Source organism: Streptococcus sp. FDAARGOS_522, assembly GCF_003812445.1.
Lineage (GTDB): Bacteria > Bacillota > Bacilli > Lactobacillales > Streptococcaceae > Streptococcus > Streptococcus agalactiae.
Genome location: NZ_CP033808.1, coordinates 1,303,380 through 1,324,649, shown reverse-complemented (window position 1 = coordinate 1,324,649; position 21,270 = coordinate 1,303,380). Strand labels below are relative to the sequence as shown.

Annotated in this window: 27 protein-coding genes and 1 pseudogene; 21 read left to right on the top strand and 7 right to left on the bottom strand. The window is 35.3% G+C overall.

Features of this window, described 5'->3' with window-relative positions; genetic code table 11:
• The first annotated feature begins 280 nt into the window (after positions 1-280).
• The 12 genes and pseudogenes from pnp (at position 281) to rpsI (ending at position 9,734) form a co-directional block, all read left to right on the top strand.
• On the top strand, positions 281-2,410 hold the full coding sequence (gene pnp / locus EGX70_RS06765) for a polyribonucleotide nucleotidyltransferase (protein WP_000043850.1): 2,130 nt from the start codon (positions 281-283) through the stop codon (positions 2,408-2,410).
• A gap of 1 nt (position 2,411) precedes the next feature.
• Complete coding sequence (locus tag EGX70_RS06760; RefSeq protein ID WP_123948038.1) at positions 2,412-3,164, top strand: SseB family protein; 753 nt, start codon at positions 2,412-2,414, stop codon at positions 3,162-3,164.
• 8 nt (positions 3,165-3,172) lie between these two features.
• Positions 3,173-3,757: a serine O-acetyltransferase gene (gene cysE / locus EGX70_RS06755; protein ID WP_000539954.1), complete on the top strand. Its 585-nt coding sequence runs from the start codon at positions 3,173-3,175 to the stop codon at positions 3,755-3,757.
• Between the two features lie 9 nt (positions 3,758-3,766).
• The gene (locus tag EGX70_RS06750) at positions 3,767-3,949 is read left to right on the top strand and encodes a lipoprotein (protein ID WP_000656476.1); all 183 of its coding nucleotides are present in this window, start codon (positions 3,767-3,769) and stop codon (positions 3,947-3,949) included.
• Entirely contained in the window at positions 3,946-5,289 is a 1,344-nt protein-coding gene (cysS, locus tag EGX70_RS06745; RefSeq protein WP_000591125.1) for a cysteine--tRNA ligase, read from the top strand. Before EGX70_RS06750 ends, cysS begins: the two co-directional genes overlap by 4 nt.
• Complete coding sequence (locus EGX70_RS06740; protein ID WP_029140668.1) at positions 5,282-5,668, top strand: Mini-ribonuclease 3; 387 nt, start codon at positions 5,282-5,284, stop codon at positions 5,666-5,668. Before cysS ends, EGX70_RS06740 begins: the two co-directional genes overlap by 8 nt.
• A gap of 102 nt (positions 5,669-5,770) precedes the next feature.
• On the top strand, positions 5,771-6,526 hold the full coding sequence (gene rlmB / locus EGX70_RS06735) for a 23S rRNA (guanosine(2251)-2'-O)-methyltransferase RlmB (protein ID WP_000178026.1): 756 nt from the start codon (positions 5,771-5,773) through the stop codon (positions 6,524-6,526).
• Complete coding sequence (locus tag EGX70_RS06730) at positions 6,523-7,041, top strand: NYN domain-containing protein (protein ID WP_000716636.1); 519 nt, start codon at positions 6,523-6,525, stop codon at positions 7,039-7,041. The genes rlmB and EGX70_RS06730 overlap by 4 nt, the downstream gene beginning before the upstream one ends.
• A gap of 92 nt (positions 7,042-7,133) precedes the next feature.
• Positions 7,134-7,994, top strand: coding sequence for a DegV family protein (locus tag EGX70_RS06725; protein ID WP_000143135.1), 861 nt, complete (start codon positions 7,134-7,136; stop codon positions 7,992-7,994).
• 536 nt (positions 7,995-8,530) lie between these two features.
• Positions 8,531-8,650 (top strand): annotated as a pseudogene (locus EGX70_RS11105) (helix-turn-helix transcriptional regulator); the annotation flags it as partial.
• A gap of 224 nt (positions 8,651-8,874) precedes the next feature.
• The gene (gene rplM, locus EGX70_RS06710; RefSeq protein WP_001865567.1) at positions 8,875-9,321 is read left to right on the top strand and encodes a 50S ribosomal protein L13; all 447 of its coding nucleotides are present in this window, start codon (positions 8,875-8,877) and stop codon (positions 9,319-9,321) included.
• Between the two features lie 20 nt (positions 9,322-9,341).
• Complete coding sequence (rpsI, locus tag EGX70_RS06705; protein WP_000035940.1) at positions 9,342-9,734, top strand: 30S ribosomal protein S9; 393 nt, start codon at positions 9,342-9,344, stop codon at positions 9,732-9,734.
• A 127-nt stretch (positions 9,735-9,861) separates the two neighbouring features.
• On the opposite strand, the gene EGX70_RS06695 is transcribed toward rpsI, so the two are convergent.
• Positions 9,862-11,016 (bottom strand): site-specific integrase, encoded by a 1,155-nt coding sequence (locus tag EGX70_RS06695; RefSeq protein WP_123948036.1) that lies wholly within the window; start codon positions 11,014-11,016, stop codon positions 9,862-9,864.
• Between the two features lie 63 nt (positions 11,017-11,079).
• Positions 11,080-11,670, bottom strand: coding sequence for a helix-turn-helix domain-containing protein (locus tag EGX70_RS06690; protein WP_000181098.1), 591 nt, complete (start codon positions 11,668-11,670; stop codon positions 11,080-11,082).
• A gap of 154 nt (positions 11,671-11,824) precedes the next feature.
• On the opposite strand from EGX70_RS06690, the gene EGX70_RS06685 reads away from it, so the two are divergent.
• The 9 genes from EGX70_RS06685 to EGX70_RS06645 all read left to right on the top strand — a co-directional run bounded on the left by EGX70_RS06685 (position 11,825) and on the right by EGX70_RS06645 (position 17,625).
• The gene (locus tag EGX70_RS06685; protein ID WP_000331954.1) at positions 11,825-12,130 is read left to right on the top strand and encodes a hypothetical protein; all 306 of its coding nucleotides are present in this window, start codon (positions 11,825-11,827) and stop codon (positions 12,128-12,130) included.
• A gap of 135 nt (positions 12,131-12,265) precedes the next feature.
• The gene (locus tag EGX70_RS06680; protein ID WP_000134670.1) at positions 12,266-12,544 is read left to right on the top strand and encodes a hypothetical protein; all 279 of its coding nucleotides are present in this window, start codon (positions 12,266-12,268) and stop codon (positions 12,542-12,544) included.
• Between the two features lie 10 nt (positions 12,545-12,554).
• Positions 12,555-12,785, top strand: coding sequence for a hypothetical protein (locus EGX70_RS06675; protein ID WP_123948034.1), 231 nt, complete (start codon positions 12,555-12,557; stop codon positions 12,783-12,785).
• 12 nt (positions 12,786-12,797) lie between these two features.
• Positions 12,798-13,124: a replication initiator protein A gene (locus EGX70_RS06670; protein ID WP_000384270.1), complete on the top strand. Its 327-nt coding sequence runs from the start codon at positions 12,798-12,800 to the stop codon at positions 13,122-13,124.
• Between the two features lie 3 nt (positions 13,125-13,127).
• Positions 13,128-13,757 carry a hypothetical protein gene (locus EGX70_RS06665; RefSeq protein WP_123948032.1) on the top strand — a complete coding sequence of 210 codons (630 nt, stop codon included), beginning with the start codon at positions 13,128-13,130 and terminating at the stop codon, positions 13,755-13,757.
• Between the two features lie 312 nt (positions 13,758-14,069).
• Entirely contained in the window at positions 14,070-14,945 is an 876-nt protein-coding gene (locus EGX70_RS06660; RefSeq protein WP_000770113.1) for a hypothetical protein, read from the top strand.
• 35 nt (positions 14,946-14,980) lie between these two features.
• Positions 14,981-15,415, top strand: a complete 435-nt coding sequence (locus EGX70_RS06655) for a hypothetical protein (protein ID WP_001220479.1) — start codon at positions 14,981-14,983, stop codon at positions 15,413-15,415.
• Between the two features lie 315 nt (positions 15,416-15,730).
• The gene (gene mobV, locus EGX70_RS06650) at positions 15,731-16,987 is read left to right on the top strand and encodes a MobV family relaxase (RefSeq protein WP_000122832.1); all 1,257 of its coding nucleotides are present in this window, start codon (positions 15,731-15,733) and stop codon (positions 16,985-16,987) included.
• 167 nt (positions 16,988-17,154) lie between these two features.
• The gene (locus EGX70_RS06645; protein WP_000130119.1) at positions 17,155-17,625 is read left to right on the top strand and encodes a hypothetical protein; all 471 of its coding nucleotides are present in this window, start codon (positions 17,155-17,157) and stop codon (positions 17,623-17,625) included.
• A 304-nt stretch (positions 17,626-17,929) separates the two neighbouring features.
• On the opposite strand, the gene EGX70_RS06640 is transcribed toward EGX70_RS06645, so the two are convergent.
• From EGX70_RS06640 to EGX70_RS06620, 5 genes are all read right to left on the bottom strand, one after another.
• Complete coding sequence (locus tag EGX70_RS06640) at positions 17,930-18,265, bottom strand: type II toxin-antitoxin system RelE/ParE family toxin (protein WP_000384858.1); 336 nt, start codon at positions 18,263-18,265, stop codon at positions 17,930-17,932.
• Positions 18,255-18,542, bottom strand: coding sequence for a hypothetical protein (locus EGX70_RS06635; protein WP_000255538.1), 288 nt, complete (start codon positions 18,540-18,542; stop codon positions 18,255-18,257). Before EGX70_RS06635 ends, EGX70_RS06640 begins: the two co-directional genes overlap by 11 nt.
• A 402-nt stretch (positions 18,543-18,944) precedes the next feature.
• A complete protein-coding gene (locus EGX70_RS06630; protein WP_123948030.1) occupies positions 18,945-20,165 on the bottom strand; it encodes a site-specific integrase in 1,221 nt (406 codons plus the stop codon).
• 60 nt (positions 20,166-20,225) lie between these two features.
• Entirely contained in the window at positions 20,226-20,486 is a 261-nt protein-coding gene (locus tag EGX70_RS06625) for a helix-turn-helix domain-containing protein (protein WP_001196072.1), read from the bottom strand.
• Between the two features lie 11 nt (positions 20,487-20,497).
• On the bottom strand, positions 20,498-21,244 hold the full coding sequence (locus EGX70_RS06620; protein WP_123948028.1) for a Rep protein: 747 nt from the start codon (positions 21,242-21,244) through the stop codon (positions 20,498-20,500).
• Between the last annotated feature and the right edge of the window lie 26 nt (positions 21,245-21,270).

Sequence of the window (21,270 nt, the reverse complement as noted above, 5' to 3'; positions counted from 1 at the left end):
AGTGTTTTAACCTATGAAGAGGGTTATTAAGCAAGCTAAGATTAACCCTAGAAATTTATTTTAATCATTGTAACAAGGTCTGATTGCTAGTATTAATAATCAGACTTTTTACGTTTACATTAATGAATGATAATACAGCTTCCTCCACGGATTTTCGCTACTCAATTTTATAGAATTATGTTAGAATAAAGCTTATACGTGGTTTTATGCAAAGTTGAGTTTAGAACAGCTAGATTGAACTTTGTAGGAAACGCGTAAACAAAAAAATATGGAGAATAATATGTCAAAACAAGTCTTTGAAATGATTTTTGCTGGAAAAAAATTAGTTGTTGAAACTGGCCAAGTGGCTAAACAAGCAAATGGATCAGTTGTCGTTCGTTATGGAGATTCTACTGTACTCACAGCAGCAGTTATGTCTAAGAAAATGTCAACAGGTGATTTTTTCCCACTTCAAGTCAATTACGAAGAAAAAATGTATGCTGCTGGGAAATTTCCGGGTGGCTTTAACAAACGTGAAGGGCGTCCAAGTACGGATGCTACCTTAACAGCACGTCTTATTGATAGACCAATCCGTCCGATGTTTGCTGAGGGATTTCGTAACGAAGTACAGGTCATCAATACTGTTCTTTCATTTGATGAAAATGCTAGCGCACCAATGGCTGCTATGTTTGGTTCATCATTAGCATTATCGATTTCCGATATTCCTTTCAATGGGCCAATTGCTGGAGTTCAAGTTGCTTATGTTGATGGTAATTTTATTATTAATCCGACAGCACAAGAACAAGAGGCTTCTGCGTTAGAATTAACGGTTGCAGGTACTAAAGAAGCGATTAACATGGTTGAATCTGGAGCGAAAGAACTTTCAGAAGAAATCATGCTAGAGGCTCTTCTTAAAGGACATGAGGCTGTCTGTGAATTAATCGCCTTTCAAGAAGAGATTGTTACTGCTATTGGTAAAGAAAAAGCCGAGGTAGAACTTCTTCAAGTTGATCCAGAACTTCAAGCAGAAATTATTGCTACTCATAACATAGCTTTACAGGCTGCAGTACAAGTTGAAGAGAAAAAGGCTAGAGAAGCAGCTACAGAAGCAGTTAAAGAAGTAGTTATAGGTGAATATGAGGCACGTTACGCTGAACATGAAGAATATGATCGCATTATGCGTGATGTTGCTGAAATTTTAGAACAAATGGAACATGCAGAAGTTCGTCGCCTCATTACAGAAGATAAGATTCGTCCTGATGGACGTCGTGTGGATGAGATTCGTCCATTAGACGCAGAGATTGATTTTTTACCACAAGTTCATGGATCAGGTCTCTTTACACGAGGACAAACCCAAGCATTATCAGTATTAACGTTAGCACCTATGGGTGAAGCACAAATCATTGATGGGCTAACACCAGAGTATAAGAAACGCTTTATGCACCACTATAACTTCCCACAATATTCAGTTGGTGAGACGGGACGTTATGGAGCTGCAGGGCGTCGTGAAATTGGTCACGGTGCTTTAGGAGAGCGTGCATTAGAACAAGTCCTTCCAAGCTTGGAGGAGTTTCCGTATGCTATCCGACTAGTTGCAGAAGTTTTAGAATCAAACGGTTCATCATCTCAGGCTTCTATATGTGCTGGAACGCTTGCTCTTATGGCAGGTGGTGTGCCTATAAAAGCTCCAGTTGCTGGTATTGCCATGGGGCTCATATCAGATGGAACAAACTATACAGTCCTCACTGATATTCAAGGATTAGAAGACCATTTTGGCGATATGGACTTTAAAGTTGCGGGTACACGTGAAGGGATTACAGCACTTCAAATGGATATTAAAATTGAAGGTATTACCCCTCAAATTTTGGAAGAAGCTCTTGCGCAAGCTAAAAAAGCACGCTTTGAAATTCTTGATGTCCTTCATGGAGCTATCGCAGAGCCACGTCCACAATTAGCACCAACGGCACCTAAGATTGATATGATAAAAATCGATGTTGATAAGATTAAAGTTGTCATCGGTAAAGGTGGCGAAACTATCGATAAAATCATCGCTGAAACAGGTGTTAAGATTGATATTGATGAAGAAGGAAATGTATCTATCTTCTCTAGTGATCAGGCTGCTATTGATCGTACGAAAGACATTATTGCAAGTTTAGTACGTGAAGCAAAAGTGGGAGAAGTTTACCATGCTAAAGTAGTTCGTATCGAGAAATTCGGTGCCTTTGTCAACCTCTTTGATAAAACAGATGCATTGGTACATATTTCAGAAATTGCATGGACACGTACAGCAAATGTAGCTGATGTTCTTGAAATTGGTGAAGAAGTTGATGTGAAAGTCATCAAAATTGATGATAAAGGGCGAGTTGATGCTTCTATGAAAGCATTGTTACCACGTCCTCCAAAAGCTGACAATCCTAAAAAGGAATCTTAATATGACAAGTACAAACGAGTTAGACATTAGATTGCGTGCTTTTATCAATGCACCGGATAATTTTTTAGATAGTATAGGTCTTGTGAATGCCTTGCACCACTCTACGGTTTGGGCAAGCAAGGAACCCTATGCTATTCAAGTAGATGGTCAAGAAGTTGTTCCTGTTTTTACGGATATTACTGACCTTAATCATTTCAAAGAGGAGCAAGAAAGTGCTCGAGATATGTTTTGGGAGAGTCGTCGTAGTTTAGACGTTCTTGATGAAGCTATTTCACATGGCTTAGCAGGATTGGTCTATAATTTAAAAAAAGAAGGCGATTTTGGGAACTCGACTATTTTCTACTGTGAAGATATGGTGCAATTTATGAATAATTACACCACAATCTTAAATCAGTTGTTAAATGAAGATAACATTGTTGCCGATATCATGGATAAAACCTACTTGGTACCTGCCTTTGTCCATCCACGTGAAGAAGGTAGTTTTGACCGTCTTTTCCCTACAATGTCTACCCCCGAAGGAAAAAGTTATGTTCCAGTATTCTCAAACCTTTTAAGTTTGGAAAAATGGTATAACCATAATGATTTTGGTGGTGCTTTTAGGAAAGCACAAGGAGTAATTTTAGCCTGGACGATTGACGATATTTATAAACCGCGTAATGGAGAAAATGAGATTGATGATACCTTTGGAGTAGCCATCAATCCATTTGATGAACAACAAGTTTTAGTTGATTGGTCTGATGTAGAAAACGATTGAGGATAACTATGGGGTGGTGGAAAGAAAGTATAGCTATTGTCAAAGAACAAGATCCAGCTGCTCGTAGTTCTCTAGAAGTTATTTTAACTTATCCAGGAATAAAAGCTCTTGCAGCTCATAGGCTATCTCATTTTTTATGGAATCATAATTTTAAATTGTTAGCACGTATGCACAGTCAATTTTGGCGTTTCTGGACACAAATTGAAATTCATCCCGGAGCGACGATTTCGGAAGGGGTTTTTATTGACCACGGTTCAGGATTGGTCATTGGAGAAACTGCCATTGTAGAGAAAGGTGCTATGCTATACCATGGGGTTACATTGGGTGGCACAGGTAAAGACAAAGGCAAACGACACCCAACCATACGTAAAGGAGCGCTAATTTCAGCACATTCTCAAATCATTGGTCCAATTGAGGTTGGAGAAAATGCTAAAGTCGGTGCTGCAGCAGTTGTCCTTGCAGATGTGCCAGCAGACGTAACAGTAGTTGGTGTTCCAGCTAAAGTTGTCCGTGTCCATGGTCAAAAGGATGATCTTCAAATCCGAAGTATTGAACATGATCGAGAAGAAAGTTATTATTCGTCCAAACTTTAGGAGGTATTTGTGAAGGATTATGTAACAACTCAAATATTATCAATCTTAGGTATACTAGCAGCAGCTTGTTTAAGCTATTTAAAGTTTGCACAAGGTAACCCTCTCTTAGGAATTATTTGGGCTGCTTTTGTTTTAATGTATGTTGTTCGTTTGTATAAAGCTTATCAAAAACAGAAAAAGGAAAAACCATGATAAAAATTTACGACACTATGACTCGCAGTTTACAAGATTTTATACCTCTCAATGAAGGTAAAGTCAACATGTACGTCTGTGGGCCAACAGTTTATAACTATATACACATCGGGAATGCCCGCAGTGTAGTAGCTTTTGATACTATTCGTCGTTATTTTGAGTATTGTGGTTACCAAGTCAATTATATTTCTAACTTTACTGATGTTGATGATAAAATTATAAAAGGTGCAGCTGAAGCAGGTATGGATACAAAATCCTTTTCAGATAAGTTTATTTCAGCATTTATGGAAGATGTTGCTGCATTAGGTGTCAAACCTGCTACAAAAAATCCTCGAGTTATTGACTATATGGATGAGATTATTGATTTTGTTAAAGTTTTAGTTGATAAGGAATTTGCCTATGAAGCTAATGGAGATGTTTATTTTAGAGTAAGTAAATCACATCATTATGCAAAATTAGCCAATAAAACTTTGGAAGATTTAGAGATTGGTGCAAGTGGTCGTGTTGATGGTGAAGGAGAGATTAAAGAGAATCCTTTAGATTTTGCACTTTGGAAATCAGCTAAATCTGGGGAAGTCTCATGGGAAAGTCCTTGGGGGAAAGGGCGCCCAGGGTGGCATATTGAATGTTCTGTTATGGCAACTGAGATCTTTGGTGATACTATTGATATCCATGGTGGAGGAGCTGATTTAGAATTTCCACATCACACGAATGAGATTGCACAATCTGAAGCTAAAACAGGTAAGACCTTTGCAAATTACTGGATGCATAATGGTTTTGTTAACGTTGATAACGAGAAAATGTCTAAATCTCTTGGTAACTTTATTACTGTTCACGATATGTTGAAGAGCGTTGACGGACAAGTAATACGTTTTTTCTTAGCGACACAACAGTATCGTAAACCCGTGAATTTCACTGAAAAGGCCGTTCATGATGCGGAAGTTAACCTTAAATATTTAAAAAATACTTTCAACTTACCAATCCAAGAGAATGCTAATGATGAAGAATTAGAGCAATTTGTGAAAGCATTTCAAGGAGCGATGGATGATGATTTTAATACAGCAAACGGTATTACTGTTATCTTTGAAATGGCAAAATGGATTAATTCAGGACACTATACTTCAAGAGTTAAGGAAACCTTTGCTGAATTATTAGAAATTTTTGGTATTGTATTCCAAGAGGAAGTTCTTGATGCTGATATTGAATCTTTAATAGAACAACGTCAAGAAGCACGAGCTAATCGTGATTTTGCAACTGCTGATCGTATTAGAGATGAATTAGCAAAACAAGGAATTAAATTGTTAGATACTAAGGATGGCGTGAGGTGGACTCGTGATTGATGTTCGTTTGATTAATGGTATTGCTTTAGCTTTTGAAGGAGATGCAGTTTATTCTTTGTATATCCGACGCCATTTAATTATGCAGGGTTTTACCAAACCTAATCAGTTACATCGGAAAGCAACCCAATATGTTTCTGCTAATGCCCAAGCATTGTTAATTAATGCCATGTTAGAAGAAAATATTTTAACTGATGGAGAGCAGTTAATTTATAAACGAGGACGTAATGCGAATAGTCATACAAAAGCTAAAAATGCTGATATTATTACCTATCGTATGTCTACAGGTTTTGAGGCTCTTATGGGGTACTTGGATATGACTGGTCAGATAAAGCGCTTGGAAACTCTAATACAGTGGTGTATTGAAACCATTGAAAAATAAACAAAAAGAGAGGCTATATCCTCTCTTTTTTATAGAGACATTAGGATTTGTTGGTAAAATATTGCTATAAAAAGCTTTATGCTATAGCATTCATGATATAATATGACTATGAAAGATAAACAATTTAAAGAAGAATCAAGTGACCTTGTCTATGGCTTACATGCTGTGACAGAGAGTTTAAGAGCTAATACTGGTAATAAATTATACTTGCAAGATGACTTAAGAGGAAAGAACGTTGATAAAGTCAAAGCACTAGCGACTGAAAAAAAAGTATCCATTTCCTGGACTCCTAAAAAAACCTTATCAGACATGACAAATGGTGGAGTTCACCAAGGATTCGTTCTAAAAGTTTCGGAATTTGCCTATGCGGATTTATCAGAGATAATGACAAAGGCAGAGAATGAAGAAAATCCTCTCATTTTAATCCTTGATGGTCTGACCGACCCTCACAACCTAGGTTCTATTCTACGCACAGCTGATGCAACCAATGTAACAGGTATTATCATCCCCAAACATCGTTCTGTTGGAGTGACCCCAGTGGTTTCAAAGACATCTACAGGAGCTGTTGAACATGTTCCTATTGCAAGGGTAACTAATCTCAGTCAAACTTTGGATACTTTAAAAGATAAGGAGTTCTGGATATTTGGCACTGATATGAATGGGACACCATCGCATAAGTGGAATACCAAAGGTAAATTAGCCCTAGTTATTGGTAATGAAGGAAAAGGTATTTCTCATAATATCAAAAAGCAAGTAGATGAAATGATTACAATTCCCATGAATGGTCATGTTCAGAGTTTAAATGCCAGTGTCGCAGCCGCTATTTTGATGTATGAAGTATTTAGAAACCGCCTATGAAAAAACATTCTATCTTACTCGTTGATGGCTACAATATGATTGCTTTTTGGAAAGATACTCGACAGCTTTTTAAAAGCAATCGTTTAGAAGAGGCAAGGGAAGTATTACTTAGAAAGCTAAATCATTACGCACATTTCGAACACATTGATATTATTTGTGTATTTGATGCACAGTATGTTCCTGGTGTACGTCAACGTTATGACCAATACAAAATATCCGTTATCTTTACTGAGGAGGACGAAACTGCGGATAGCTATATTGAACGAGCAGCGGCAGAACTTAATCAATCTGTGTTAAATTTAGTCTCCGTTGCTACCAGTGATTTAAATGAACAATGGACTATATTTTCTCAGGGTGCTTTACGTGTCTCGGCTAGAGAATTGGAACAGCGTGTAGCGACAGTAAAATCAGATTTGGATAAGATGTCCAGTCAAATCGATTTGAGTACGCCAAAGTTAAGGCCGTGGAATGATGAACAACTAGGAAAACTCAAGGATTTTTTAGATGGTATGTAAAACCTAACACTTTATTAGCCAGCCAACAATTTTTTTGATATAATATTGGAACTACTTTGATTATCAAATAAAAATAATAGATTGAGGTAACAATGACTTTTAAAATACTAACGGATTCGACATCGGATTTAGATGAAAAGTGGGCTCAAGAGCACAATGTCGATATTATAGGTTTAACCATTGAACTTGATGGAAAGACTTATGAGACAGTCGGAGACGAAAAAATTACTAGTGACTTCTTGTTGGAGCGTATGCAAGAGGGAGCAAAGCCTACAACAAGCCAAATTAACGTTGGTCAGTTTGAAGAAGTTTTTTCAACCTATGCAGAAAATGACCATGCCTTGTTATATTTAGCGCTATCTTCACATTTATCAGGCACTTACCAGAGTGCAACTATTGCGCGTGAGATGGTCTTAGACAAATATCCTGATGCTCAAATTGAGATTGTGGATACGATGGCAGCTTCATGTGGTGAGGGTGTCTTAGCGATGTTAGCAACTAAAGAGCGACAAGAAGGTAAATCTTTAGAAGAAGTGAAACAAAAAATTGAATCACTTCTCCCTAAATTAAACACATACTTTTTAGTTGACGATCTCAACCATTTAATGCGTAGTGGTCGCTTATCAAAAGGTGCAGCTATCATTGGAAGTGTTGCTAAGATTAAACCATTACTTAAGTTAGATAGTGAGGGTAAATTAGTACCATTTGCCAAGACAAGGGGCCGTAAAAAAGGTATTAAAGAGATTGTGACTCAGGCAACAAAAACACTATCTTATAGCACTTTAATTATTGCTTATAGTGGAGAGAAAGATTCAGCTCAAGTTATGAAAGAACAGTTATTAGCAGATGAGCGTATTGAAGAAGTTATTATTCGTCCATTAGGGCCAGTTATTTCAGCTCATGTGGGCTCAGGTGCTTTAGCTCTATTCTCTTTAGGGGAAGAAAACCGATAACAAATCAAAGGGCATAACAGTACGTTATGTTCTTTTAGTATACATTTTATAAAATGTATTTTATATGATGCTATGAAACTATAAAATAGTAGGAGACCTATTATAAAAATTAAAATAAGAACTATCCTCAATATGATAAACGACAACAACAATTGGTTTTACAAAGTTATCAAAAATGTTTTTAGACGATGTTTTTTATCTTATGGCTTGAAAGTGTTTTTGGAAAGCTAATAAGGGGAGTGTGTTACCTGATTTTATAATAATATTAACTTTATTTAGTGGTATTTCTATTTTGTTACGACTTCTAATCTAAAAAGCGTCTCTCCGTTTGTTGATGAAAGTTTTTGGAAAATGTTTTTGTTGCTGGCGCATTTGCCCTCATAGGAATAACTATTTTATTGATGCTTTTACTAGGAAGGTTGATATTGCTACTTATTTTTCAAGGGGAGATGATGCAATTTTAGCAGTTATAGGAATATCATTGATAGCTATGGGAATTTCAGTGTACTACCATAAGTATAAGGACAGATAGTAATATGAAAAATTTACGCTTAAAGACGGCTAGAGCTAGTATGGATTTATTATAACAGTCTCTAGCTGAAAAGGTCGGTGTATCATGTCAGACAATAGCCGCCATTGAAAAAGGAGACTATAATTAAGCGATTAAATTGTGTCAAGCTTTGAATAAAACTGTAGATGATTTATTTTGGGATGAAAATTGATAAAATAAAAGAAATAACTTGACGAATGCTACCTTATTTTGATATGATTATAAGCGGTATTGTTTACCCCATTTGTAAGGCCCCGGAACCTTTCAAATACTCTCGTGGACCGGAACATCCACACCTGTAAACAAAAACGAATTCGTATAGGAGAAATCATGAACAAAACAACTTTCATGGCTAAACCAGGCCAAGTTGAACGCAAATGGTACGTTGTTGACGCAGCAGATGTACCTCTTGGACGTCTTTCTGCAGTAGTTGCTAGCGTACTTCGCGGAAAAAACAAACCAACTTTCACACCACACACTGATACAGGTGACTTTGTGATTGTTATCAATGCTGAAAAAGTTAAATTAACTGGTAAAAAAGCGTCAGATAAAATCTACTACACTCACTCAATGTATCCAGGTGGTTTGAAACAAATCTCAGCAGGTGAACTTCGTTCTAAAAATGCTGTTCGTTTGATTGAAAAATCAGTTAAAGGCATGCTTCCACATAACACTCTTGGACGTGCACAAGGTATGAAATTGAAAGTATTTGTTGGCGGTGAGCATACACATGCTGCACAACAACCAGAAGTACTTGATATCTCAGGACTTATCTAAGAGGAAAGGAGCATTATATAATGGCACAAGCACAATATGCAGGTACTGGTCGCCGTAAAAACGCTGTTGCACGCGTTCGTTTGGTCCCAGGTACTGGTAAAATTACAATCAATAAAAAAGATGTAGAAGAGTACATCCCACACGCAGACCTTCGTCTTGTTATCAACCAACCTTTCGCAGTTACTTCAACTCAAGGTTCATACGATGTTTTTGTTAACGTTGTAGGTGGTGGATATGCAGGTCAATCAGGTGCGATCCGTCATGGTATCTCACGTGCACTTTTAGAAGTTGACCCAGATTTCCGCGATTCATTGAAACGTGCTGGACTTCTTACACGTGACGCACGTATGGTTGAACGTAAAAAACCAGGTCTTAAGAAAGCTCGTAAAGCTAGTCAGTTCTCAAAACGTTAAAAACAGCTTTACATCAACGATTACAAGCATTTTGCAAGTCTCTTGCAAGGTGCTTTTTTAATCGTTTTTTGCTTTTGATACCTTTTTTGATACCGTTTGGGAAAAACTTCTACATCTTTTTTGACTGTTATTTTGCTTTGAGATAGTCCGCAAATTGCTTGATGGACCTATCTTCTCCATTAGCTGTTGAATGGCTGTAGGTGTCTAAAGTCATTTGACTACTTGCATGACCTAGCCTTTTTGCTGTGTTGACTGGGTCAACTCCAATTTCAATCATCAAGGTAGCATGAGTATGCCTAAAACCGTGAGGACTGATTTTCTTTAAGCCATGTTTCTTGATAATTCGTGATAGTACATTATTGATATAGTCTGCATGCAGTGGTTCTACTGACCCTGACCGTGTGCAGTAAGTGAAGATAAAATCTTGCTTGATAGAAAGAGGTGCAACTGCTAGTTGTGCCTTTCCTTTTTGGCAATTTGCTTTCCATTCTTGCAAAATAGAAATAGTTTCGCTATCTAGCTTAATCTTTCTTACTGAGAAATCATTTTTAGTGCCTTTTTCGATTGCCTGTCCGTCTAATCGTCCTAGGCTCTTATTGACACTTAGTGTCTCACTCTGAAAGTCTATATCAGCCCATTTAAGAGCGTATAGTTCGCCTTTCCTTAAGCCGCTATAAGCTAGTAGTCTAAACAGTGCATAATGCTTATAAGGCTCTTCCTGAAGGACAATGGCTAGAAACTCTTTTAGTTCCTGAACCGTCCAATAGTTTTCTATCTGTGTCTTTTTCCGCTTCGGCATAATAATTTCTGCCATAGGGTTATGCTTAAGCAATTTCATCTTTATTGCAAAGTCAAATATTTTTCCAGTATAAGACTTGATTTGCTTGATATTCTTAAAAGTCTTAGCCTTTTCTGTGATGAAGTTCTGACAGTCTAAAGGGGAGATTTTGCTGATAGGTAAGTCTCCCATGACTGGCAGAATGTGAAGCCTGAACATATCAAGAGTACGTGAAGCTGTTGTCGGCTCTACCGTATCTTGATAGGCTTGATACCATTTCTCGAATATCTCGTTATAAGTTTTATGAGTTGGCTTGATAAACTCTTCCAACCTTCCTGAAGCCTTAAGGTAGATTAGCCTAGCTTCGTAGTCTTTGGCTTCCTTTCGAGTACGAAAGCCACGTTTGATATGGTCTGCACGTTGAGCGTCTCTAGTCATATAGACCTTGACTAAATACAAATAGCCATTTTTGGCTTTTTTGCTTGGGTATTTGTGAATGGACATTGTAATTTCTCCTTTATTTTTTAGGTTTCGAAGCTTATAAAATAAAGAAATTAGCTGTCTATTCTATTTCCAAGATTTAAATATAGGAATACCTTGCTCTTTCCATTTCTTCCTTGTCTGTTCCGTTCGTTCTTTTTTTCTTGGTTCTTTTTCCCAAGCTTCCCATAGAAAATGGTACTCGCTATTTTTATCACTGCTTCTGTTTGCTAGTGCTGGAATATCATCAAAACGATTCTTGATAACATCTTTGATAAATACAATGACTGCTGGAGGATATTTTCCTTCATACAGAAAGTCAATGTATGAGTCTAGAACCTTTTTATTAATAATATCATTCATGATATCTACATTTTCTTCCAGATATGGAGTTGAGGTCAAAAGCATATCAAGTGTCTTTCGACCTTTAATTTTTTCAATGATACCTTTTGCAATCCCCTCCCCAGCAAAATCTAGTATTTGTCTATTGTCGTCAAGTCCTAATAGATAAGGGACGGAGACATCAAAGTAGTCGGCAAGGATTTTAGCATTCTCTTTCTTTGGAGTTCTAGTCCCTTGATTATAATTTCCTAATGTTGAATAACTAATGCCTGTTTCTTGACTTATTTCAGTCAAACTTTTATTGCTTTCTTTTACAAGAAGTTGAAAATTTGTCATTTATGTATTCTCCTTTTTGGGATATTATAACACAAATTACACAAAAAGAGAAAAAATAGTTGACAAAAACTCAAAAAGAGTTTAATATTAATATAAATTACACGAAAAGAGTAATTTGTTTTCGAAGCTTATAAAATAAAGAAAGGGGTCAGTTATGGCTTACACACTAGAAGAACGAGAAACGATTGTCCGTTATGATGAAATGGATAACTGTTGGTATTTTGAGAGTAATGTTAGGAAACACATTACTAAAATCATGAAAACTATTGATAGTTGTCAGATTTTAGGTCAAGAGAAAGAAGACGACCGCATTATATGGATTCATGCTAAATTGACAAATCTTGATGATTATATGGTTTCTCCATTTGTTCGAAAACGAGTTAAACGTGAAATGACTGAAGAACAACGAGAGGAAGCAAGAAAAAGAATGGCAAGATTACATTCTAAGTCTGAAATATGATTCTACAATCACAAATAACAGATTAAAAACCTTCTCAGGTTATTTACCCTAGGAAGATATTTAAATTCTGAAATACTTGATTACAATAAGCGTTTCAGAGCTTAAAATCGATTTTAACAAAAAGGAGAACTCAAAATGACAGAAGGATTTACCATTCAGCTCCCCAAAGTAACTGAAAAGAAGTTACTGGCTCGCTATGACACTATGGTTCAAAAAGCAATAGAAAAAGCCCTTGAGGACAAAGAGCTATATAAGCCTATGGTTCGTATGGCTGGCTTGTGCCGTTTTTTAGATGTCTCAACGACAACTATTGTCAAATGGCAAAAGGCAGGCATGCCACATATGGTTATTGACGGAGTGACTCTGTACGATAAGCGCAAGGTCGCTCAATGGCTACAACAATTTGAAAGATAGGAAATTTGGCATGGATAAAAATAATTTAGAAGACTTGACAGGAAAAAAGATACTTAGAAATGGTTTTGGTGGTCTTCGTTTGGAATATGGGACAATCTTTCTTGATGTTGGATTGTTCACTTATATTGTGCTGATACTATCAATATTTTCCTTTTTAGTTGAACGTTGGTTTTTGGGAGCTTTAACTTTTGTGTTGCATGTTCCCTTGCTTCTACTTGGGATATGGTGTGGAGAGAGATAGGAGGTAAGAACTATGGACTATGATAACGACAGCTATCTTATCCCGAAAGTTTTACTGCAAGATGATTTCTACAGTAGTCTATCTGCGAGAGATATTTTAGTCTATGCTGTCTTGAAAGATAGACAGATAGAAGCTCCTGAAAAAGGTTGGATAGATACTGATGGCAGTATATATCTAAATTTTAAACTGATTGAATTAGCTAAAATGTTTTCTTGCAGCAGAACGACAATGATAGATATTATGCAACGACTGGAAGAAGTTAATTTGATTGAACGAGAAAGAGTAGATGTTTTTTATGGCTACTCTTTACCCTACAAAACCTATATCAACGAGGTATAAGCAATGATAAAGATTTATTTTGGAAAAGATATAACACTTAACCAAGCTATTCAGTCGCGATTGGATAGCTATCAGATTGACTATCAAGCATTCTCAAGCAAAGATATAGATGCTAAAACACTGATGGAATGGCTATTCAGGTCGACCGATATATTTGAATTACTAAGCACTAAGATGTTGAAATACAAGCTGAATACACAAATTACCCTCAGTCAATTTGTTCGAAAGATTTTAAAAGATGTCAATAGCACCTTGAAGCTTCCCATTGTTGTGACAGATGAGGTTATTTATTCGAACATGTCCCTTGACTATGTGACGGTACTCTTGCCAAAAGAATATCGGAAAATTGAAAGAATTCAGCTGATGAGGAAGATGGAGCAGTTAGATGAGGGACGTCTATTCTGGAAAAACTTTGAGTCACTACGTAAGCAATCTGAGCTACGTTGGTTTGAACTGAATGAGTTACTGTTTGCTGATATGTCCGACGATTTAGGAGAAATCAAAAAAGCTAAAGACCGTTTCTTTAGCTACAAGAAAAATAAACAGGTTCCGCCTGATGACATTATCGAAAAAATCCTCAAGATATTTTTGGTTGACCGAGAAGACTTTTCCAAAAAATCTGTGTTGGATTGACAAAATTTCTAGTCAAAAATATTTATGAAAATAACTATGAAAATATTTTGAAAACAGAGATTTGAGGTCAGATTTATTGGGGTTCTGAAAAATTTATAACAGGGCGCCCTCTAACAGCCCGCTATGTGCACATCTGAAGTGCATTTACTACACCCGTTTTTTGGCAAGTTTGGCTGGAGCAAAATGAAAATGGTCCGACTCCGAAGGGGTCGGCTTGGGGCTACTCCCCCAAGAATGTCATTTTACGTAGGCCTTTGCGCAGACAAAAAAATCGGCGCCGTTAGGCGACCGCCAAAAAGAAAGGAGGTTTGTTTGAAATTAAAAGTCAGCTTAGACAATATCACTATGACAGCCTATATCAAATCTAAAAAGTATTTAGCTATGAAACAACTCATAGAAACCCATTTAGCTATTACTGTTCAAACTGCGATGACTGACATGTTTCGAGCCACCACTGGGGATGGAATCCACGTTGTGCTCCATATGAATTATGACAAACAAAAAGGACAAGACCGCAAGGCTCGTCCATTTCGCTTGGAGTTTAATCCCAATAAACTCCGTTTAGTTGACAGTGAAATTATAGATACTATTATACCATTTCTTGAAGATATTTCAATATCACGTGCTGATTTAGCTTTTGATCTATTTGAGGTTGATTGTAGTGAGTTTGTGCTCGAAAAAAAGGGCAGACCAACCGCAACCAAGGAATTTCGTTCTAGTACTGGAACGTTAGAAACAAAATATCTAGGTGCTCCACGTTCTGAAAAACAAGTTAGGCTATATAACAAGAAAAAGGAACAACTCCAAAATGGTACTGATAAAGATAAAGACTTTGCAAGTCAATTTAAGCACTGGTGGCGCTTGGAATTTCAATTAAGAAGCCGTTCAATTGATGAGATATTCGAGGTTATTGATACTATTATTTTTAAACCATTCAATCTTAAAGGCTTATCTATTGAGACCCAAATCTATCTAACTGCTCTTATTCACGATAAAAATATCTGGAAAAAACTCCATAGAAATACAAGAGCAAGATACAAAAAAATTTTAGAAACTCATCAAACATCAGATACTGATTATTTAGGTTTGCTGAAAGACTTGTTGAAGCATGAAAGACCAAGACTAGAAAATCAGCTCGCTTATTATGGGGGTAGGATAGACAAAAATAGCTTTCAACCCTTTTGTTGAAAATTCAGTATTATCAAGGAGTTACGAGGTCAAAAATGAGAATAAAAGATTATGCTGATAGTCTAGGAGTTAGTAGCCAATCTATCTATAAACGCATACGCTCTCCAAAATATAAAGAAAGGTTGAAAGGTCATTTATACCGAGACAACCAAAAGGTTGAAAATCTTGATTTGATAGGCATTAAAATACTTGAAGATTATCATTTTGAGAATGATGTCATTGAACTGGAAAAAACGCTGGGTGATATTCAAGAAGAATTCGAGCAAGAAAAGAAGGGAATGCAATATCGGATAGATAGACTAGCTGATAAGTTAACTCCTTTACTTGAGGATAACCAAAACTTGGTACAAAAAAATTATGAGTTACTCAACTATGTTCGGAGCTTGGAACGACAGAAGCTATTGCTGATTATTGCTTTAGCTGTCATGGTAATCACTTTATTAGTGGCAATATGGCTTGCCATCTTTTGATGGCAATTGTCGGACAATGCGAAGCGTCCGACCAAGGGCACTGCTTAAGTGCTCTACTCGCTTCGGCGAGTATAATCGAAGCTCCTCTTGTGGCTCGAGAGGTGGTTCGAAGTCGCTCCTGTATTCGGAGCGAAGAGCTGTCTGCAAGACCCTTCGGAGAACGCACATTTACGTAGTAAAGTGTAGTGCGTTACACTTTACATGGAAGTTATGCCGATCCCTTAAGAAGAAATCCAGATAATAGGTTGCTTATTCATGGTGGCAATTACCGCCACCATCTCGGCGACCTTTTGAGCCGAGAAAGGAGAATTAAAAATGAGTTATGTTGTTGCTAGAATGGCTAAGTACAAGTCAGGTCAGTTGACGGCTATTTATAATCATAATGAACGGATTTTTAAAAATCACTCAAATAAAGAAATTGACGTTGAGAAATCTCACCTTAATTATGAACTGACAAATCGAGACCAGGCACAAAATTATCACAAACAAATAAAGGAGCACATCAATGAAAATCGCTTATCTACTCGTGGAGTCCGTAAAGATGCTATACTCTGTAACGAATGGATTATTACTTCAGATAAAACGTTTTTTGACTCGTTAGATGAGAAACAGACACGAGAGTTTTTTGAGACAGCTAAAGATTATTTTGCTGAAAAATATGGTGATGCTAATATTGCTTACGCTAGAGTTCACCTTGATGAAAGTACTCCGCATATGCATTTAGGTATCGTGCCAATGAAAAATGGTAAGTTAAGTTCAAAAGCACTGTTTGGAAATAAAGAGAAACTTGTAGCAATCCAAGATGAACTTCCCAAGTATCTTAATGAGCATGGCTTTAACCTACAACGTGGCGAAATAGGCAGTAAGAAAAAACATTTGGAAACTGCTGAATTTAAAGAAAAACAACGATTACTGGATAACGCTGATAGAAAACTAGCTGATAAACATGAAGAATTGAAAGCACTTGATGATAAGATTTCAAATGTTAACGATACAATAGCTGATAAAGAAAGTAGGCTTAAAGAATTGGAAGCGAAAGAATGGGATGCTGTTGGCGATTTGAAGCAGTATGAATTAGAGAAACAGTCACTAGCTGAAAGTATTGAAGACATAAAAGACATTGAACTATTACAACTTGATAGAATTCAAAAAGAAGATTTGGTAAAACAAAGCTTTGATGGCAAATTGAAGATGGATAAAGAAACCTATAATAGACTATTTCAAACTGCTTCGAAACATGCATCTAGTAATGCTGAGTTAAAAAGAGACTTGGTTAAAGCCCAGTCGCAGAACAATCACCTTTCTAGAGAATTACTCAATCACCGTAAGACAGCTGATAAAAATATCAAATTAAGTCAAGAAAACAGAAAATTAAAGGACAAAGTAAAAATGCTTGATGAACAAGTGAAAATTCTGAATAAAAACCTCTCTGTTTGGAAAGAAAAAGCTAAAGAATTTATGCCTAAACAGGTTTATAGAGAAACATTATCAATCATAAACTCTCTAAATCCTATCGGTTTAGCTAAAACAGCAATCAGACAAGTTAAGAAGATGGTTGATAGTAATAGTTAGCCACTTTTATGCCGTGAAAGTCTCTTGATAACAAGCTAGGCAAGTTTAGACTAGATGGGGTCGAGTCGTCAGGCTAAAGAACTGGCGACCGATCGCCATAGGCTAAAACAGCCTAGGTTACTTGTTGTCAAGAGAACCATGGAATAAATGAGCAAGGAGAAATTAAAATGACAGATAAAAAAATTGTTTATTACTTTGACCATGACTTATCAAAAAAAGATATGGGAGGAGTAGGACCTACCTACACCGGTAAAAATCTTTTATTCCTACTTTGGTGGACATATTCTTATGTGGCAGAAGACAATTTAGACATTGATACGTCATTGTTTGAAGTCCCAGAATTCAATGATTTTTACAATAATGGTCTAGAGCTTTATCGTATAAAAAATGAACTAGCTAATTACAATATCAGATTTGGATATGAGGTTAATCCAAAAGATAGTACAAAGATGCTGATAGGTATTTTGCCAACTGATGAAGAAGATTATGTTAAGGGATATAGAAATTTTATTGCTGATATTTCCAATCCTGACACACGTTACGCAATCTATCATAGACTAATTAAAACCATGGACACAATGCTACCGATTGAACAAATTAATGTTTATAAAAGCCTTGCAAAAGGTAATAAAAAGTGATAGAGTGGAAGAAAGTTGAGACTGAGTTTGAATTGGTAACAATTCATTCAAAAAATACTTATTGAAGGTATTAGGTAGAGGTGTTGCCTCCTGAGTATACTTAGGTAAATCCCCGATTGGGTTCTCAGCTTTTACATTAGGAGAAGGTTGATTGACTGGTAACAGTTTTCTCAAAGGTATTGTTTGTCAATACAGGGTTGGCTCTGCCTTGTGGAATATCTACTAAACAGCCCGAACTAATTTTGCTCCTAGTTAATTTGTAATCTTCAAAAAGCCTTGGTATTACGCTAAGGCTTTTTGATTGCTATTTAAACAATTTCATATAGTCGCTTCGAGTAGGAAGCAAGTAATCAATAACGACCCTATTCTCTTCCTCCTCGATATGGTATAGGACAATATAATCTTTACTTAAGGTATAACCTCTAGTGCTGTGGTACTTACTGATTTTTGAACCATATTTTTCATCGGCATCAAAACCAACTTCAGGGAAAACCTCGAGTTTTTCTATGTCACTAATGATTTGCTCCATTTTGTGCTGACCTGATGTCGAGGAATAGTTTTGAGAAATATAATCACGAATTTCCTTTAACTTCTCTAAAACATCAGGAGCATAGATAATCTGATATTTCTTATAGTCCAAGTTCAGACCTCACTTCTTCAGAGGTATAAAATTTCCCTTGACGAACATCTTCAATATTTTTGTTGATTTCAGCTTGAAATTGCTTGAAAAGTTTTTCTTTCTCTAGCTCCTCTTCCGTCAATAAGTCAACCTCATTTGTGACAACGACATTTTGAAGGAATAATCTTAAAGCAGATGATAAGGTTAAATTTTTCTTGTTTAATACTGTCATTGCTTCGCTTACCAATTCTTTGTTAGCTTGGAATGTGACAGCTCTATTTTTTTCTGCTGTAACCATATTATGTAACTCCTTTATTTAATTTATTTAATTATCTCATATACATAAAAAAAGTCAATAAAAAAATCCCAATTGATTGAGATAGCTTTCGTTTATTTTATAAGCTCCGAAACTACAGAAAATTGATACCTTTTTGATACCGTTTAGGTTTAAATATTTGTCTATAAATAAGAATTTCAGTGATTTTTTATTTTAGAAACGTTGATTTTAAAGGGATTTGACTTTAAATAATGGAGTGAACCAAAAACCAGGTCTTAAGAAAGCACGTAAAGCAAGTCAGTTCTCAAAACGTTAATATACACTTATATATCAACATTTGGAAACACTTCATGGTTCACACCATGGGGTGTTTTTTTGTAAATGTTTATGATTTTTCACACCATTTTTCCCCCAAAATTCACACTATTCGTTTTTTAAATTTCTAAAGGCTATTTCACCAACAGTCATAGGAACTATGTTTGATGTATTAACATATGTTTTAGTAATTAAGGTATCACTATGCGTTAAAGCTTGAGAAATGTCCTCCAAGGATGTTCCAGCTTGTTTAGCAAGTGTTGCTCCAGTATGCCTTAATTTGTGTGGAGTAGCATGCTTTAGCTCAGGATGTCTTCTATTAACTGATTTCATCTTATTATTTAAGTAATCAGTATGAAGAGGACTATTTAAGTTTCCTTTGGTATCTATATAAGTAAAAACATATTGATCATTTGTTTGACTAATTCCAAGTTTACTGAGTTCCAATTTTTGTTGATTTTTCCAAGAAATAAGTAGTTCCTGTAATTCAAGAGGGATATTAAAGGTGGTTTTTTTATTTCCTTTTGTAGCTTTTTGGTTTTTGTATTTATCTAGGGCTTGTACTAGTTGAATTTGACGACTATTAAAGTCGATATGTTTCCACTGTAAAGCATAAGTTTCCGATTTCCTATCTCCAAGGAAAAAGGTTGTATAAAATAAAACATAATCCTTAAAAAGAATTTTATTATTTAAAAGATCTTCTTCAAACGCTTTAAACCATTCTAATAGTTCTTTTTGAGATAAAAATAAGTCTGAATCTTCTTTTGATTCTTGTAACATTATTTTTTTAGTAGCCTTTATTCTCTTAATTGTCTTTGAAACTCGATTTGCTTCAATATATTCAAGTTCTTCAGCCCAGTCAAATATTGAATTGACATAACTTCTTATTACTTTGAAATTCGCATATTCTTCTGCTTTTTTAGTTAATAGATTAAGTACTACTTGTTTGTTCTGATTCAAAAAGTTTATTGAATAATTACCCAACAATGGCAAAATATGAAGTCTAAAAACAATTTCAGTATTATCTATTGTAACTTTTGATGGTGGTTTATTTGTAGTAGTGGTTTGACCAGATTTATAAGAATTCCACCAAATATTTTTGTAGAATTCTGAGAATAATATATCACCAGTATCATGAATATTTTGAAACGAACCATTGAGTACATTATCAATTTTATTTTGAAGTTCTAATTCATATTTCTTTGCATCACTTCTTAATTTAAACCTTTTTTCTATTAATTTTTTATCAATACCGAGTGATTTTTTTGCTTCTTCTGGTATATATACTCTCAGGCGATAAGTGCCATTCTTGGTTTTTGTAATTGTCATATTACTATCCTTTTTACCTTTACTAAAAACCATGGTCATTTAAAGAACCATGGTAGAATTTTAGTGGCTTTGTAGCCAACTATTTATTGCATTTTTATCAAATCTAATTGTTTTTCCTATTTTAATTACAGGTAAACCCAACTTAATCCATGAGTCTAGAGTATTATTTGAAATACCTAAATACTGACAAGTTTGGAGTTTATTCAAATATGGTTTTTCAAGACCAATATCAGTTTTAAATTGTTGTATTTCTGACTTGATAACATTTGAAACTAATAATTGAATTTCTTTAACTTGTTCATCAGGTAAAATAACTTGCATAGTATGTCCTTTCAAATTTTAACTTTCCGGTATTTAACTTTATTTTCAATCCATTCACCATCCTTATATTTTTTTGAGATGTATTCGGATTGATTTACAATAAACTTGTCAGATACAAGGTCATCAATAGAATCATCATCTAATAGTTTTGTCATAAATGGTTGTTTCAGATTATTAGAAGAATAATATGATTTTTTCCCTTTATTTTCAATTAGTTCTTGCCCTATACCTTTTTCCATATATTTTGTGATATATCTTCCCCTATTATCTATAGAGTCAACATTCACTTTATTAATTCTAATACTTCCAAGTTTCCATAATTCTCGAAGTTTTTCAAACTTTATGAATGGGAGATTGAAAACTAAAATATGAGCATGATAAGCACCCCGTTTTGGTTTTTCCAAAACTGCAACATACTTAATCATTTTTTTCTTGGAGTGAAAAACATTATAGTTTAATCGTTTCATAAATTTATCAAATTCTTGGTTAAAAATTTTTCGATCCTGAATATTTTCTTTAGTCGTTATTGTAATAAATTTCGTTAATCGTTCGTCAAAATTTGTGTCTATTAATCTCATCAACTCATGTTTTGCATTTTTTCGTGATTTAACTAATCGTTTTAACTTATCAATATCATCAATTTTTTTATTTGTTTTACTTGAAGTCTTTTTCTTTGTAAATCCTATTTTTATTGGAGTTCCATATTCCCATATTTCGAGATAAGAAGGAGTTTGTACAATCTTTTTATTGTATAACATATTGTCCTAATTTCTCGTAATGTTTG